Annotated in this window: 9 protein-coding genes and 2 pseudogenes; 9 read left to right on the top strand and 2 right to left on the bottom strand. The window is 72.9% G+C overall.

What is annotated here, in order from left to right; translation table 11 throughout:
- Positions 1 to 83: 83 nt before the first annotated feature.
- Entirely contained in the window at positions 84 to 1,052 is a 969-nt protein-coding gene (locus ACFWVV_RS01430; protein WP_384342819.1) for a DUF4190 domain-containing protein, read from the bottom strand.
- A 228-nt stretch (positions 1,053 to 1,280) separates the two neighbouring features.
- Here ACFWVV_RS01430 and ACFWVV_RS01425 point away from each other — a divergent pair, with 228 nt between their 5' ends.
- The 7 genes and pseudogenes from ACFWVV_RS01425 to ACFWVV_RS01395 form a co-directional block, all read left to right on the top strand.
- Positions 1,281 to 3,341 (top strand): N-6 DNA methylase, encoded by a 2,061-nt coding sequence (locus ACFWVV_RS01425; RefSeq protein ID WP_384342900.1) that lies wholly within the window; start codon positions 1,281 to 1,283, stop codon positions 3,339 to 3,341.
- A gap of 204 nt (positions 3,342 to 3,545) precedes the next feature.
- Positions 3,546 to 4,244, top strand: coding sequence for a hypothetical protein (locus tag ACFWVV_RS01420; RefSeq protein ID WP_384342821.1), 699 nt, complete (start codon positions 3,546 to 3,548; stop codon positions 4,242 to 4,244).
- Complete coding sequence (locus ACFWVV_RS01415) at positions 4,241 to 5,836, top strand: protein kinase (RefSeq protein WP_384342823.1); 1,596 nt, start codon at positions 4,241 to 4,243, stop codon at positions 5,834 to 5,836. Before ACFWVV_RS01420 ends, ACFWVV_RS01415 begins: the two co-directional genes overlap by 4 nt.
- Positions 5,837 to 6,076: 240 nt before the next feature.
- Positions 6,077 to 7,006, top strand: a complete 930-nt coding sequence (locus ACFWVV_RS01410) for a class I SAM-dependent methyltransferase (protein WP_384342825.1) — start codon at positions 6,077 to 6,079, stop codon at positions 7,004 to 7,006.
- Positions 7,007 to 7,119: 113 nt separating this feature from the next.
- Positions 7,120 to 8,220 (top strand): glycosyltransferase family 2 protein, encoded by a 1,101-nt coding sequence (locus ACFWVV_RS01405; RefSeq protein ID WP_384342827.1) that lies wholly within the window; start codon positions 7,120 to 7,122, stop codon positions 8,218 to 8,220.
- Positions 8,217 to 8,615 (top strand): annotated as a pseudogene (locus tag ACFWVV_RS01400) (GtrA family protein); the annotation flags it as partial. The gene ACFWVV_RS01405 and the pseudogene ACFWVV_RS01400, both read left to right, overlap by 4 nt.
- A 171-nt stretch (positions 8,616 to 8,786) precedes the next feature.
- A pseudogene (locus tag ACFWVV_RS01395) lies at positions 8,787 to 10,445 on the top strand (YfhO family protein); the annotation flags it as partial.
- A gap of 731 nt (positions 10,446 to 11,176) precedes the next feature.
- Here the strand turns inward: ACFWVV_RS01395 and ACFWVV_RS01390 are convergent.
- A complete protein-coding gene (locus ACFWVV_RS01390) occupies positions 11,177 to 14,194 on the bottom strand; it encodes a YfhO family protein (RefSeq protein ID WP_384342828.1) in 3,018 nt (1,005 codons plus the stop codon).
- A 123-nt stretch (positions 14,195 to 14,317) separates the two neighbouring features.
- Here ACFWVV_RS01390 and ACFWVV_RS01385 point away from each other — a divergent pair, with 123 nt between their 5' ends.
- Both ACFWVV_RS01385 and ACFWVV_RS01380 read left to right on the top strand, forming a co-directional pair.
- On the top strand, positions 14,318 to 15,322 hold the full coding sequence (locus ACFWVV_RS01385) for a glycosyltransferase family 2 protein (RefSeq protein WP_384342831.1): 1,005 nt from the start codon (positions 14,318 to 14,320) through the stop codon (positions 15,320 to 15,322).
- Between the two features lie 75 nt (positions 15,323 to 15,397).
- Positions 15,398 to 16,111: a SurA N-terminal domain-containing protein gene (locus ACFWVV_RS01380; RefSeq protein WP_384342833.1), complete on the top strand. Its 714-nt coding sequence runs from the start codon at positions 15,398 to 15,400 to the stop codon at positions 16,109 to 16,111.
- Positions 16,112 to 16,246 lie beyond the last annotated feature (135 nt).

The raw sequence follows: 16,246 nt of genomic DNA, 5'->3' as shown, positions 1-16,246 counted from the left end.
CGGCACAGAGAGGTCCCGGACCGGCACCGTGAGGTGCCGGGCCGGGACCTTGGCCTCGCCGCCTCGACGGCGGGGGCGTGGGGTCAGAGCTTCAGGTCCCAGTGGGAGGACTTGAAGTCCAGGAAGCCGGGGGTGACCTCGACGGTCAGGTTCTTCGCCGCGGCCGGGGTGTCGAAGGCGTAGACCGCGGTCGCCTTCTTGCCCGGCAGGACCGACCCGGAGAAGCCCGTGCCGGTGGTGTCGCCGTCGAAGATCTGCTCGGCGGCCCTGCCGTCCGCACCCGCCCGGGCGTCGACCTGGGAGAGGGCGCTGTCGAAATTCTCGGTGCCGGTGTTCTCGATGGTCACCGTGACCTTGTAGGCCTTGTTTCCCTTGGTGTGGCCGACGGCGTACTCGGACGGGGTGTGCTTGGCCGGGGCGGAGACGGTGACCTTGAGCTTGCCCGCGTAGTCGGCGGTGGCGCCCGCCGCGAGCGCCTTCGCGGTCTTGGCGCCGCCCTCGCCGCCCGGGGCTCCCTTGTCCGCCGCCTTGCCGCCGGAGGCGCTGGTCGCCTCCTGCCCGGCGAGTGCCTTGTCGACCTCCTTCACCGCGGTGTCCACCGCCTTGAAGGTGATGACCGCGCCGACCACCGAAAGGATCAGCGCCACCAGGCCGAGGATCGCGCCGGTCAGCGCCACTCCCTTGTTGGTGGCCCCGCCGCGCTTGGCCCGGCCCCGGCCGCTGAGGCCCAGGATCAGAGCGATCAGGCCGAGGATTCCGGCCAGCCAGAAGAACAGCGGGATGACACCGGACACCGCGCCGATGATGCCGAGGATGAGGGCTGCGGTGCCCAGACCGTTACGGGCCTCCTGCGGGGCGGCGTGCCCGTGCTGCCGGGGCGGCTGCGGAGCGCCCTGCGACTGCGCCGGCTCCCCGTACTGGGGGGACTGCCCGTACTGGGGGGACTGTCCGTGCGGCCGTGTCTGCCCGTACGGCTGCGTCTGCCCGTACTGCTGCTGCCCGTACTCGTCGGGGCCCTGCGGGTACGGCGACTGGTTCGTGTGCTGAGACATGGGTGTCCTCCGGACAAAGACAGAGCGGTATCGATGCTCGGGACTGTCAGCCGCCCCGCGGTGTGATGGGTCAATGACAACAGAAGCTGTGAACCGAGTCAACAAGATGCACGGTGTCTGAGCGGTTCACGCTGTGAAGCGGCGTCGTCGATCGGTGTCGGTATGCTCGGAGTCACAGCAGAGGTTCGAAGGGAGTGGCAACCGGTGTCGTCTACGAGCGCAACAGAGGTGACCGCCGCCGGGATCGCCCGGCTGGCCGGAGTCGGCCGCGCCGCCGTCAGCAACTGGCGGCGGCGCCACCCCGACTTCCCCAAACCCGTCGGCGGCACCGAGATCAGCCCCTCGTTCGCGCTCGCCGAGGTCGAGGGCTGGCTGCGCGAGCAGGGGAAACTGGCCGAAGTGCCCCTGCGGGAGCGGGTCTGGCAGCAGGTGGCAGGACACCCGGCGGGCGCGGTCACCGCCCTCGTGCACACCGGCTGCGTACTGACCCTCGTACAGGACCGGCCCACCGACTGGCTGAAGCTGGCGGCGGTCTCCGACGCGAAGTGCGCCGAACTGCTGCCCGCGGCGGTCGAAGCGGTGCTGTTCGGCAGGTTCGGCCCCGGGCCCTGGGCCGTGCCCGCCCTCACTCCCCGCGACCTCGCCCCGTCGGTGCCGCTGCTGCGCGCCACCGCCGAACTGGCCGCAGGACCGGGAGCCCGCACCACGTACGATTTCCTGATCAACCGGCACCTCGACGCCAACCCGCGCCAGTACACCCTCACCCCGCCCGGCCCCGCCGCCCTGATGACGGCCCTGCTCGGGCGCCCCCGCACCGTCCTCGACCCCGCCTGCGGCACCGCATCCCTGCTCTGCGCGCTGGACACCCCCGAGGGGGAGCGACCCACCGCCCTGTGCGCCCAGGACGCCGACCCCGACCTGGCCGCCCTCGGCGCGCTGCGGCTCGCCCTGCACACCGACGCGCGCGCCACCGAGGTGCGCGCGGCCGCCGGCGACAGCCTGCGCGCCGATTCCTTCGCCCAGCTCACCGCCGACGCCGTGGTCAGCCACCCGCCCTTCAACGAACGCAACTGGGGCCACGACGAGCTGGCCTACGACCCCCGCTGGGAGTACGGCTTCCCGGCCCGCACGGAATCCGAACTGGCCTGGGTGCAGCACGCCCTGGCCCGGCTGCGCGAAGGCGGCACCGCCGTCCTGCTGATGCCGCCCGCCGCCGCCTCCCGCCGCTCAGGACGCCGCATCCGGGCCGACCTGCTGCGCCGCGGCGCCCTGCGCGCGGTGGTCGCCCTGCCCGCGGGCGCCGCACCGCCCTACGGCGTACCCCTGCACCTGTGGGTGCTGCGCAAGCCCGAGCCGGGGGCGCGGCCCGCCTCCGACCTCCTCGTCGTCGACACCGCCGACCTCTCCGCCGCGGGCCGCGACAAGCTGGACTGGCCCACCCTGCACACCTCGGTCCTCGACACCTGGCAGGAGTTCGACAGGGACGGCACGGTGGCGGAGCGGCCCGGAGTCTGCCGGGGCGTGCCGGTCGTCGAGCTGCTGGACGACGACGTCGACCTCGCGCCGGCCCGGCACCTGCCGCCCGCCCCGGCGGGCGGCGGAGTGGCGGAGCTGGCCGCCGTACGGGAGCGGCTCGCGGACACCCTGCGCCTGACGGCCGAGCTGAACCCGCAGCCGGGCACGGCCGAAGAAGCCACCCCGCCGGTGCACTGGCCCCTGACCACGGTGGGCGAACTGGCGCGGGCGGGCGCGCTGTCGCTCAGGAGCGGAGGCGGCAGCGGCCCGGAGGGGGTGCCCGTGCTCACCGAACAGGACGTACTGGGCGGAGGGGCTGCTTCCGGAGTGTCCACGAGTACGACCTCCCACCCGGCCGACGGCGCCGACGCCGACGCGGTACTCACCGCACCCGGCGACGTGGTCGTGCCGCTGCTCGGCGGCGGCGCCGTCGCGAGGGTGGTCGACGAGGCGGGCGCGGGCGCCGTGCTGGGCCGCCACCTGCATCTGCTGCGGCCGGACCCGGCCGCCGTCGACCCGTGGTTCCTCGCCGGATTCCTGCGCGGCACCGCCAACAACCGCAGGGCCAGCAGCTACGCCTCCACCGCCGCCCGGCTGGACGTGCGACGCCTGCAGGTGCCCCGGCTGCCGCTCGCCGAGCAGCAGCGCTACGGCGAGCGCTTCCGCACCCTGGCCGCCTTCGAGGACGCGCTGCGGGTGGCGGGCCGGCTCGGCGAACAGCTCGTGCAGGGCCTGTACGACGGACTGACGGACGGCACGGTCCGGGCGGAGTAGACGGAGGGCGGAAACCGGGGAGGGGGCCGGGCCCGGGCGGCCCCGGCCGGAGTCCGCAGCCGCCGAGCCGGGGCCCGCGACGGCGACCGCGGGCGAGAAGTCGCGGGATCCGTACAACCCAGGGGCCGTTGTCCGAGTCGCTGTATACGCTCGTCGTACCTTTCCCGCACGTCCCGCCGCGTGCCAGTCCCTTCAGGAGCAGCCATGCACGGCCCCGGCCCCACCATGCCGCGCAGCAGGCCCAGCCCCGGGGTGCTGGTCGCCCTCCGGGTGCTGTTCGTCGCGCTCACCCTGTGCAGCTGCGGTCTGCTGTCCTGGGCGGCGATGCTGCGCATCGCGGTGGTGCGCCGACGCCGTTCGGACTGGGCGCTGTTCACCCTGGTGCTGCTGCTCGCGATCACCACGTTCGTCGTCATCGGCGTGTACGGGAACGAGGGGGAGGACACCCCGCTCAAGGCCGTCGACTGGATCTGCCTGCTCCTGCTGCTGGCGATGGCGGTGGGCGTCACCACGCACTATCTGATCGCCGACATCCAGTACCACCAGAGGCCGCAGGCGCCCCTGCTGCCGCCGCACGGCTGGCTGCCGGCCGGCCAGGGCCACCCGGCCACACCCTCCTACGACCACGCCGGCCGCCCCGCGGCCACCCCCGGCTACGGCTACCCGCCGCAACAGCCGACACCCCCGCCGGGCTACCAGCAGCCACCCCGACAGTACCCCCAATCCCAGCCCCAGCAGCCCCAGCAGCCGCAGCCACACCCCCAACAGCCACAGGCGCAGCCCCAGCAACAGCCCCCGCCCCGGCCGCCCCGCATCAACCAAGTACGTGCCGAACTGGACGAATTGAGCGAGCTCCTGCGCAAGGAAGGCCCCCAGGACGGCGACGGAGGTCACCGCCGGTGAACGGCCGTGTCATCACCGGGCGCTACGAGCTCTCCACCCTCATCGGCCAGGGCGGCATGGGCCAGGTGTGGACGGCGTACGACCAGCGCCTGGACCGCCGGGTCGCCGTCAAACTGCTGCGCCCCGACCGGATGGCCGCCGCGGCCGAGGCCGAGGACATGCGCCGCCGGTTCGTACGCGAATGCCGGGTCACCGCCCAGGTCGACCACCCGGGCCTGGTCACCGTGCACGACGCGGGCAGCGACAACGACGACCTCTATCTCGTCATGCAGTACGTCGAGGGCTCCGACCTCGCCGACCACCTCGCCGAACACGACCCGTACCCCTGGCAGTGGGCCGTCGCCGTCGCCGCCCAGCTGTGCGCCGTGCTCTCCGCCGTGCACGCGGTGCCGATCGTTCACCGCGACCTCAAGCCGCGCAACGTCATGGTGAAACCGGACGGCGCGCTCACCGTCCTCGACCTGGGCGTCGCCTCCGTACTCGACACGGACACCACCCGCCTCACCCACACCGGAACTCCCATCGGCACGCCCGCGTACATGGCGCCCGAGCAGGCGATGGGCGGTGCCGTCGGCCCGTACACCGACCTCTACGCACTCGGCGTGCTGCTGCACGAACTCCTCACCGGCGACGTCCCGTTCGCGGGGTCCACCGCCCTGGGCATCCTGCACCGCCACCTCTACGAGCCGCCGCTGCCGCTGCGGCAGCGCCGCCCCGAGGTCCCGGGACCGCTCGAAGCGCTGGTGCTCGACCTGCTCGCGAAGGACCCGCAGCACCGCCCGGGCTCGGCGCAGGAGGTGTACGAGCGGCTCGCCCCGCTGCTCCCCGCCCGCGGGATCCCCGCCGGACCGCTCGACCCGACCCGGCCCTTCCTGCGCCCGCACGCACCGTGGCCGGACCGGGCCGCCACCCTGACGCCCCCGGTGCAGGTACCGCCGCCGGAACACCTGCCGATGCGGCCGCCGCCCCCGCCCCCGGCACACCCCGCGCACACCCCGCCGCCCGCCGCCCCCGCCCGGCCCGACGTCGCCGCGGCCGTCGACGAGGTCAAGCAGCTGCTCGGCGAGGGCCGCATCACCCAGGCCGTCGACCTCCTCGGCAGCATCCTCCCGGCCGCCGCCGCCGAACACGGCGAACGCTCCCCGGTGGTGCGCATCCTGCGCAAGCAGTACGCGGCGACCCTGCTGGACGACGGCCAGTACCGGCGCGCCCTGCCCGAGCTGCGCCGCCTCGCCGACGAACGGGCCGCCGAGAGCGGTCCCGCCGACCCGCAGGCGCTCCAGTTCCGCTACGACGCCGCGCAGTGCCTGGAACAGCTCGGGGAACCCGCCGCGGCACTCGCCGAGTACCGCGCCCTCCAGCCGTACTACGAGAACGGCTACGTCACCGGCAACGACCCCACGCGCGCCCTGGAACTGCGGCTGAGGTCCGCCCAGCTGCTGCTGGCCCTGGGTGACCACGCGGAGGCGGGACGGCAGCTCCAGGCGCTGCTGTACGACGCCGAGCGTGTGTACGGGGGCTACCACCCGCTGGTCGCGGAGGTACGCCGGGCCCTGGAACGCCAGCACCGCCTCGGCGGCGGCAGGACCTGACCGGCCCCCCACGGGCCGCACCGGGCCGTGCCCCCCACGGGCCGCACCGGGCCGTGCCCCCCACGGGCCGTGGCGGGCCGCCCCCACGGGCCGTGCCCCCTGCGGGCTGCCTCCACGGGCCGCGCCCGGGACTTTGTCCGGTTGTCCGGACAAAGTCCCGGCCCGACCGTCACCCCCGGTTCGCCCTGCCGTCGCCCGGGGGCCACGCCCCCATCCGCCGGGCCGCATAGCGTCCCGCCCATGCCACTGCTGACCCATCCCCTCGCCCGCCGCGCCCTGCGTCCCTTCGCGGCCCTGGTCGACCAGCGCGTACGCACCCAGACCCGCACCACCAGCAGCGAGATCGCCGCACTGCGGGCCGAGCTCGACGTCCTCAAGAAGCAGAGCAACGCCGTCGGGATGCTGCTCGACCGCACCGGCCGGGGCGCGCACCGCATGCCGTCCGCCGAGCAGATCACCCAATTGGTCGCCCAGGTGGCGGACGTCAGCGGCAGCGCGCACGGGCGGCGGGCCGTGACGTCCGCGTTCCGGACCGTCGTGGCGCTCGAAGCGCTCGGTGTCGGACGCCTCGCGGGGGGCACGTCCAACGTCTGCGGAAAACTCGCCACCATTCCGCTTATGGCCCCGCCGAACTCCGACGTGCTCGAAATCGGCACCCTCCACGGCCTCTTCGCGACCGCTCTCACCCGGATGCTGCACCGCGAGGGAATCGAACCCCGGCTGACCATCGTCGACCCGCTCATCGGCTCGCAGCTGCAGCCCGACGCGGTCCGCGACCACGCCGACCCGACCGGCACCCCGGTCCGCGAGGATGTCGTGCGGGCCAACCTGGCACTGGCCACAACCACCCTCACCGCAGACGGCGACAGTGCCCCAACGGCCCGTATTCTCAAGGGTTTCTCGCAGGACCCGGAAATCCGCTCGGCGGTTTCCGACCGCAAGTACGGCGTGATCGTGGTGGACGGCGACCATTCCAGGGAAGGGGTGCTCGCCGATCTGCAATGGGTCGAGGAGATCGTCGCCGACGGCGGAATCGTGGTCCTCGACGACTACGGCGACGCGGCCTGGCCCGGCGTCCGCGAAGCCCTGGAGGACCATCTGGCGGAGGGCGGCTCCCGACTCGCCCTTCTGGGCCGTGTGGCGACTTCCGCTTTTCTCCGTAGCATGTGAAGTGAGTCACACAGAGGCAACCGATACGACGAGAATGCTGTCTCGATAGGCGACCAAACACCCGCCGTGGAATCCCCGTGCGGAGTTCTCGTACAGACCGGAAGTGAGACCCCATGCGCCTGTCGGTCGTGGTGCCCTGCTTCAACGAAGAAATGGTGATCGAGTCGTTCGACGCGAAAGTGCGGTCGGTACTCGATTCACTTCCGGTCGACTACGAGATCTGCTACGTCGACGACGGCAGCTCGGACCGCACCCTCGCCCTGCTGCGCGAGCTGGCCGAAAAGTACCCCGAGGCGCTGCGCTACTCGTCCTTCAGCCGGAACTTCGGCAAGGAGGCCGCCATGCTGGCCGGCCTGCGCGAAGCGACCGGTGACGCCGTCGTCCTGATGGACGCCGACCTCCAGCACCCGCCGGAACTGATCGGGCGGATGCTGGAGCTGCACAGCCACGGCCACGACCAGGTGATAGCCCGACGGGACCGGGACGGCGAGTCGCGCCTCCGCAGGACCCTCGGCCGGGCGTACTACCGCATGGTCAACCGCTGGGTGGACGTCGAGCTCGCGGACGGCGTCGGCGACTTCCGGCTGCTGTCCCGGCGGGCCGTCGACGCCCTGCTGTCGATGCCCGAGCAGAACCGCTTCTCCAAGGGGCTCTTCTCCTGGATCGGCTTCGACACCGTCACTTTCGACTACACCAATGTGGCGCGCGAGGCCGGACAGACGAAATGGCGTTTCGGCGCCCTCGTGAACTACGGCGTCGACGGACTCATTTCGTTCAACAACCGCCCCCTGCGCGTCGCCATTCACCTCGGTCTGCTGCTTGCCGGACTGGCCGCCCTCTATGTGGTGTGGATCGTCGTCAGCACGCTCGCGTTCGGCGTGCGCACTCCCGGATACGCCACGCTCCTCGCCGCGATCGTCGGCCTGGGCGGCGCGCAGATGGTGATGCTGGGGCTGGTGGGCGAATACATCGGCCGGATCTATTACGAGACCAAGCGCCGCCCGCACTTCCTGGTCAAGGAAACGAGCGGGCCGCAGACCACGATGGCCTTGCTGCGCACGAACATCGCCACCACCGGTACCGGCAACACCGTCGGGACCGGGAAAACCGCCGGTACCGGGAAAGCCGCCGGCCCGGGCAATGCCGTCAGCACGACGAACGCCATCGGCGCCGGAAGCACCCTCAGCACGGGAAACAGGGAAATAGGGCAGTGACGGCCTCGCACATCCACCAGGTGCTCCGGTTCGCCCTGGTGGGCGCGGTGAACACGGGAACCTTCTACGCCTGCTACCTCGCCCTGCACCAGTGGCTGCCGTACTACCCGGCCTATGTGCTGGCCTTCGTGATCAGCATGGTGGGGTCGTTCTTCCTCAACACGTACTTCACCTACCGCACCCGCCCCACCTGGCGGAAGTTCCTGCTGTTCCCCCTCACCAACCTGACCAACTTCACGGTCACCTCGGTGGGGGTGTTCGCGCTGGTGGAGTGGGCCGGCATGGACGAGCGGATCGCCCCGCTGGTGGCCGCCGCCGCGGCAATCCCGGTGACCTTCGTCCTGTCGCGGCGCATCCTCACCCACGGGGAAACAGGGAAGACACAGCGGGCGGGGGAGCCCCTGGAGGCAGGGGCGACGGAGCAGACGGGGAAGACGCCGGGAAGCTCTGCCTCCGTTCCCGCCTCCGCCCCCGCAGCCACCCGCACGCGCGCGTGGAGCGAGTCCGAGCTGCTGCGCCGGCTGAGCGGTGAGCGTGCCGTCGCCGTCCTCGCGGGCTGCACCGCGATGGCCGCCTACTGCCTGGCCCTCGCCCTGCGCAACACCTACCCCTTCGGGGAGCGGTCGCGGGCCATCAACGACCTCGGCAACCAGTTCGTCCCGTACCACGCCCACCTGTGGGACCTGCTGCACGGTGAGGCCAGGGGCGACCTGCTCTTCAACTGGAACAGCGGTTACGGCACCCCCTTCCTGCCGGACTTCTTCACCTACCTGACGAACCCGTTCTCCTTCCTCGTCGGGCTCTTCCCGCGCGACCTCGTCGAACTCCCCGTCTTCCTCGTCACCCTGCTCTCCCTCGGTCTCGCCGCCACCGTCATGACCCTCTTCCTGGCCCGCCTGCGGCCCGGCCCCGCCTGGCAGCGCGGGCTGCTGGCGGTCGGCTACGCGCTGTGCGGCTGGGTGGTCAGCGACGGCCAGGCCGACCCCATGTGGATGTGGGGCCCCGTCGCGCTCCCGCTCGTCGGGATCGCCGCCGACTGGTGCCTGCAGGGCCGCCGCTGGTTCCTGGGCACCTTCCTGATCGCCCTGTGCTGGGCGGCGAACTTCTACACCGCCGCGATGGCCACCCTGGGGGCCGCGCTGGTACTCGTCGTACGGCTGCTGCTGCGCGAGGACCTCGACACGCGCGCGCGTGCGCGCGTACTGCTGCGGGCCGCCGGCATGGCCGTCACGGCACTGCTGCTCGTCGCACCCGTGCTGATCGTCAGTTACGTCTCCAGCAAGAGCGCCCAGCCGGTGACCGTCATCGAGTACAAGGGACCGCCGAGCCTGCTGCTCCAGCTCGCCCAGCTGTTCCCCGGCGGACGCACCTCGGCCGCCGCCCCCGGTATCTGCTTCGGCCTGCTCGGGCTGCTCCTGCTGGCCACGTTCGCCTTCCAGCGGGCGGTCCCGGTGCGGGAACGGGTCCTGTGGTGGGGGCTCGCGCTGCTGGTGGCGGTGTCGTTCGTGACCAAGCCCGGCGTCCTGCTGTGGCACGCCTTCGCCATCCCCAACGGCAGCCCCTACCGCGCGACCTTCGTCCTCAGCGGCATCCTCACCATGATCGCCTGGCTGGCCCTCTCCCGCAGGCCCCACCCGCGCGAACTCCTGTACGGGGCGGGCGTGCTCGCGCTCCTGGTGGCGCTCACCGCGGGCCAGCGCACGGTCGGCACCATGACCCTGGTGCTCGCGCTCGGCGGCATCCCCGTCATGTGCGCGGGCCTGACGCTGCTGCACAGGTACGGCGGAGGCGCGGGCGGCGCCGCGTACAAGGGCGCCGGGAAGGCCAGGACCGTCCGGCGCGCCCGGGCACTCATCGCCGCCGGGCTCGGCTGCGCCGTCCTGCTCTCCTGCGCGGCCACCGTCTACTCGGTGACCGGGATCAAACAGCGCATCCCCTGGTACGCTCCCAAGCGGACCTTCGACGCCGAAACCCTGCGGATGCGCGACACCCTGCGCGACGCCCAGGCCGCCGCGGGCCCGGGGCAGCGCGCCGACCCCGGGTCGCACGAGTACGCCAACAACGACCCGATGCTGCTCGGCGCGGCCGGCGGCTCCTACTACAGCAGTCACGTTCCCGCCGAGACCTCGCGCACCCTGCAGGCGCTCGGCGCCGGCTGGTACATCGAGGGCCGGCACACCAAGAGCTTCGCCGAACCCGTCGGGCGTGCCCTGATGGGCGCCACCACGTACGTCGCCCAGGAACCGGCGGGCCCGCGCAAGCCTCTCGTACGGCATGCGCCCGCCGCCCCGCTGGTGACCGTACGGGGGCCGGGGGCGAGCGTGCCACCCGTGCACCCGGGCGGCGACACCACCGCCTTCGACCGGCTGAACAGCGCGATCGGCGCCCCCGTCTACGCGGTGCCGGAGCTCCGCCCCGAGGCCGGGAGCAGCCCGGGGCCCCACGGCTGGCTCCTGCGCCGGGGCGTCCCCACCCGCTTCGAGGTGAGCTGCGCCCCCGGCAGCACGGCGTACGCGCACGCCCCGTGGTTCGCGGGGCGGCTGGCCGTGAACGAGGAGCCGGACCGGGCCTGGTTCGGCCGGGTCACCACCATGACCGCGGCGGAGATCCGCGCCCTGGGCAAGGTGCCGCGCGACGGCCGCCTCTCGCTCACGCTCACCGCCACCCGGCCCGGCCAGAGCCTCCCCCAGCACCCGGTGGGCTGCCTGGACAGTGCCCGGCTCAAGGCGGCCGTCGCCGGCCTGCACCGCACCGCCCCGGACCGGGCGGACCTGTCCGGCCACCGGATCCAGGCCACGCTGAAGCCCGGCAACGCCGGAGGCACGGCCGTCGTCGCGGTGCCCGCGCTGCGGGGCTGGCAGTGTGCCGTGAACGACGGTCCCGAAACCCCGGCCGCCTCCCACCAGGGCCTGCTCGCCGTGCCTCTCACCGAGCGCAGCACCCACTTCGCGTGCACCTACCGGCAGGCCGGGCTCTCGGCCGGACTGGCCGGCAGCGGTACGGCGGTCGTGGTGCTGGCGGGTGCCGCGGTCTGGGCCCGCCTGCGCCTGCGCAGAAGGACGACGGCGCCCACCAGGGCCACCGTGCCTGCCGAGCCCGCCCCGACGGCGGAGCCCGCCCGCAGCCCCGGCGGCCGGAACACGCAGTCCACCTCGCGTGCCCCGTCCGCCAGCGGAACCGCGAGCAGCCCCAAGTAGGAGCCGGCGGGCCGCAGGTCGCCACCGTCCACCGCGCACTGCCACCCGGCGATGCGCGGAACGGCCAGGACGGCGGTCCGCGCGGTGCCCTGCACGGGCGCGGTGCTCCCTGCGGGCGCCGTGCCCCCTGCGGGTGTGGCACCCGCCCCGGATCTGGCATCCGCCCTGGCCGTGGCATCCGCCCCGGGCATGGCACCCGCCCCGGCCCTGGCATCCGCCCCGGCCCTGGCATCCGCCCCGGCCCTGGCACCCGTTCCGGGCGCGGCTCCCGTTCCGGGCGCGGCTCCCGTTCCGGGCGCGGCCCCCGCTCGTGGTGAGGGCAGGCCGTCCGCTGCCGCACCCGCCTCCGGCAGGCCGCCAGCCGTCGGACCCGCCGCCGGCAGGACCGCCCGCAGGGTTCCGTCGCCCGCCTCCACCGACTCCGCGCCGCCCGCCCTCAGCTTCCGTACGGCGGCGGCCAGCAGGTCCTCGCGCAGGCAGGCCACCTCCGCCCCCCGGGCCCCCGTACCGCGCAGTTCGATCCGGACGCGGCCGTCCGCGCCCGCCGTTCCGACCTGCTGCATCGGCGCCCTCACCCGTCCCTTCTTTGCCTCGAAGCCGACCACCCCCGGCGCGCCGCCCGCCGCCCGGGCCACACCCTTGAACCCCGGCGCCCACACGAACACCGGTGCCCCCGCGGTGCACACCCCGGCCGCGCCCTTCAGCCGCTCGTACACCTTCGCCCCCAGCAGCAACTCCTGGTTGGAGAAGGCCGACCGGCCGAAGCGCGGCTCGCGAGGGCCCGTGGTCCGCACCGTCACCAGGGGTGCCGCGTCCCGCCGGACCACCGTGAAGTCGGTGTCCGCGCCCTTCCGGTAGGTCGACCGCAGCCGGACGCCCACGCCGAACAGGGCGTCCGTCACCGGATTGTCCAGGCTGTGCGGCGCGCGCCCGCTGCCGTTCCAGCCATCGCCCAGGGCGCTCAGTGTCCGGGTCAGCACCTCGGAGGTCATGCTGCTGTAGTACGAGGCGCCCTGGCCGCCGACCACCATCGCGTCGTTGTGCACGGTCTGCGCCCGGCCCGGGTCGGTGCGGTGGCGGGGCCAGTCGTCGACCGAGCCGATCACCCGGCTCTGGGCCACCTGCCGGGGGCCGTAGGGAGCATGGTCGTCCTGGGTGGCGACCCGCCGCTTGGCGGCCCACGCCGTCGTCACGGCGGACTGGCCCACCGTGCACCCGACCAGCAGCACCGCGGCCCCGGCGACGTACACCCTGCGCCACACCACGACCTGCCCGCCCACGCGCCACCGGCCCCCGCCCGGCCCAGTCCCGCCGGTCCCGCCGGTCCCGCCGGTCCCAGCGGGGCCACCGACCCCACCAACCTCAGTCCCGCCGGCCTCAGTCCCGCTGGCCCTAGCCCCCCCGGTCCCAGACCCGACCACCCCGCGTCCCGCCCGCCCCAGCAGCACCAGCGCCACCACCGTCATCGCCAGCCCGGCCCCCGTCGCCGGCCACGCCCACCGCCCGGTGAACGGGCTCCCCACCGCCACCACGGCCACCAGCAGCAACGGCACCACCCCGCCTGCCACGGCCCGCCACCCCGGCACCCCGTGGCTCACCGCCACCCACGCCGCGATCACCAGCACCCCGCTCAGGACGAACGTCTGCCGGTACGGGCTCCCGTTCGGTTCCGCGAAGGCGTGCCACGCCAGATGCGTCGGCCCCCACTGCATCGACACCAGCACCGCCACCACCAGCACGCCCCACCCCACCCGTACCCGCACCGCGACCCGCCGGTGGAACGGCAGCGCGAAGGCCAGCACCAGCACGGCGGAACTCACGTACATGGCGGGCGAACTGAAGCCGTACGTACCCGGCAGCAGCCGGGCCAGCACGTCCCCCCACCCGGCAGGACGGAACGTCAGCCCCATCCCCGGATAGGCGTGCCGCGTCCCCGCGAAGACGGTGAGGAGCACCGGAGCCGAGACCCCGATCCCGAGCGCCACCACCGCACAGGCCCGCGCCGCCGCCCGCAGCCGAGGGCGCACCGCGCCACCGTCCATCAGCAGCCGCGCCCCCAGGACCAGTCCGGCGCCGAGCGTCGCCATGTACGCCGTGTAGAAGTTCGCGGTCCACACCAGGGCCACCAGCAGCACCCCGCCGAGGAACCACACCCGCAGCCGGCGCCCCGTACGCACCCATTCCCCCACCGCGCACAACAGGGGGAAGGCGATCAGCCCGTCCAGCCACATCGGGTTGTACGAGGCCTCGATCACCGACCACCCGCACAGCGCGTACGCCGCCCCGAACACCCCCGCGAGCCACCAACGCGCCGCACCCGCTCCCGCCCCCGCCCCGGCCCCCGCCGTAGGTCCGCGGTCCCGCATCAGCAGCATCAGCAGCCACGCCATCACCGCCGCAGCGGCCGCGATCCGCGCCACCGAGGACACGTACACCGCGAGGTCGATCCGCTCGCGCGGAAAGAGCGCCACCAGCAGCGCGAACGGGCTCGACAGGTACGTCCCCACATCCGGCAGGAAGCTGGAGCCGTACCCCGACTGCCAGTTGATCAGCCAGCCGCCGTCCGCCCGCCCGTGCAGCACGTCCCACAGATGGGCGTGGAACGGGACGAACTGTGTTCCCAGGTCGTTCACATTCCGGTTCATCGTCCCGAACGGCCGGCTTCCGGCGAGCGCGGACCCCAGGCAGTGCGCGAAGGAGGCCACGACGGCGGCGAGCAGCGCGGCCGCCGCGGCGGGGCGCTTCGGCCGGGACAAGGCCGCAAGGATCTGACGCATGAAACCGACCGTAAACACGCGGACAGTGCTTTCACCAGCACCCCGCAATTCCGTTAACCGGATCGCCCCCCGCCCGTCACCCACCTCCTGAGGAAACGTCATCTGCGCGCGTTGCCATGACACATGCTCATCTCCCTCGTCGTGCCCTGTTTCCACGAGGCGGACATCGTGAGGCGATTTCACGCCCATGTCGCACGGGAAATCGCCCCGCTCGCCCCCGCAGCAGAATTTGAATTCATCTACGTCGACGACGGCAGCCGTGATGCCACGCTCGATCACCTCAGAGAAATAGCCGCCACCGACCCCCGTGTCCGCTACGTCTCCTTCAGCCGTAATTTCGGCAAGGAATCCGCCATGCTGGCCGGCCTGCGGCACGCCACCGGCGACGCGGCAGTGATCATGGACGCGGACCTCCAGCATCCGCCGGAACTCATCGCCCGCATGATCACCCTGCACGCGGAGGGCCACGACCAGGTGGTCGCCCGCCGCACCCGCACCGGCGACCGCGTCACCCGCACCCTCACCGCCCGCGCCTACTACCGGCTCGTCAACCGGCTCGTCGACGTCGAACTCGTCGACGGCGTCGGTGACTTCCGCCTGCTGTCGCGCCGTGCGGTCGACGCCGTGCTCCGGCTCACCGAATACAACCGTTTCTCCAAAGGCCTGTTCGCCTGGATCGGCTTTCCCACCGCCACCTTCACCTACGAGAACCTGGCCCGCGAGCAGGGCCGCTCGAAATGGACCTTCGGAAAGCTCCTCAACTACGGCCTGGACGGAGTCCTTTCCTTCAACAACAAACCCCTGCGCGCCGCGCTCTACCTCGGCATGCTCCTGCTCGCCTGCGCCATGGCGTACACGGCGTGGATCGTCGGTGACGCGCTGCTCAACGGAGTGGAAACACCCGGTTATGTCACGCTGCTCGTCGCCGTCACCGCGCTCTCCGGCGTACAGATGGTGATGGTGGGCGTCGTCGGTGAATACGTCGGACGCATTTATTACGAGACCAAACGCCGCCCCCACTTCCTGGTGAGCGAGACGAACACCAGCGCGCGGCCCGCCCCCGGCGCATCCGGGTATGCCGGCGACTCGTTGGTCGAATCAGTGGCCCGGACCACTCCGGCTGCCTAACATCAACTCCGCAAGGCCTGTTCGCCCGCCCGACGTTCACCGAGCCGCATCCTCAACCGCCCCGGGAGGCACCCTTTGCACCGCCGCACGCGCACCCGCACCACGCTCCTCCTCTCCGCCGGACTGCTGGTCGCGGCCCCCCTCCTCACGGCGTGCGGCAACGACGCGCATCCCGGGGCCGCGGCCCTCGTGGACGGCGAGCGCATCGAGGTGTCCTCCCTCCAGGGCCAGGTCAGGGACGTACGGGACGCGCAGGCGAAGACCCCGCAGGCCGCCCAGCTGATCAGCAACACCGGACAGCTGGGGCGCGCCAAGCTGCACAGCATGATCTTCGCCCGGGTCGTGGAGCGCGCCGCGGCCGACGCCGGGCTGACCGCCAGCCGCAAGGAGATCCAGGACGCACGGGCCGCGGCCGCCGGGTTCGAGGGCGGCGACGACAAGGTCGCGGCGAAACTCCTCGGCCAGGGGTACGCCCCCGACCAGATCGAGCAGGCCCTGCGCCAGGAGATCCTGCTGACCAAGCTGGCCGCCGCGAACCAGGCCGACCTCGCCAGCCCCGAGGGCCAGCAGAAGGTCACCGCCGTACTGGTCAAGGCGTCCAAGGCCCTGAAGATCAACGTCAACCCGCGCTACGGCTCCTGGAACAACGAACAGATCGGGCTCGCGGCGTACCGCACGCCGTGGATCACCCAGCGGACGAAGAGCGTGGAGGCCGAGGAAGCCCGGGAACCGGCCGGCGGCCCGGAGGGCACCGACGAGGGCCACGCCCACCCTGAGGGCGCGCACTAGCCGCGCCCGGCCGGCGCGCACTCGGCACGGTGCCCCGGGAGGCGCCGCCGACCGGGAGCCGGTCGTGCCCCCGGAGACGCCGCGGTCCGGGAGCCGGTCGTGGTCAGGGAGATGGTCGTGGTCCGGGAGCGCCCG

It is taken from the genome of Streptomyces sp. NPDC058663, from assembly GCF_042716745.1.
GTDB lineage: Bacteria > Actinomycetota > Actinomycetes > Streptomycetales > Streptomycetaceae > Streptomyces.
The sequence above is the reverse complement of the archived record's forward strand: the minus strand, read 5'-3'. Positions and strand labels throughout refer to the sequence as shown.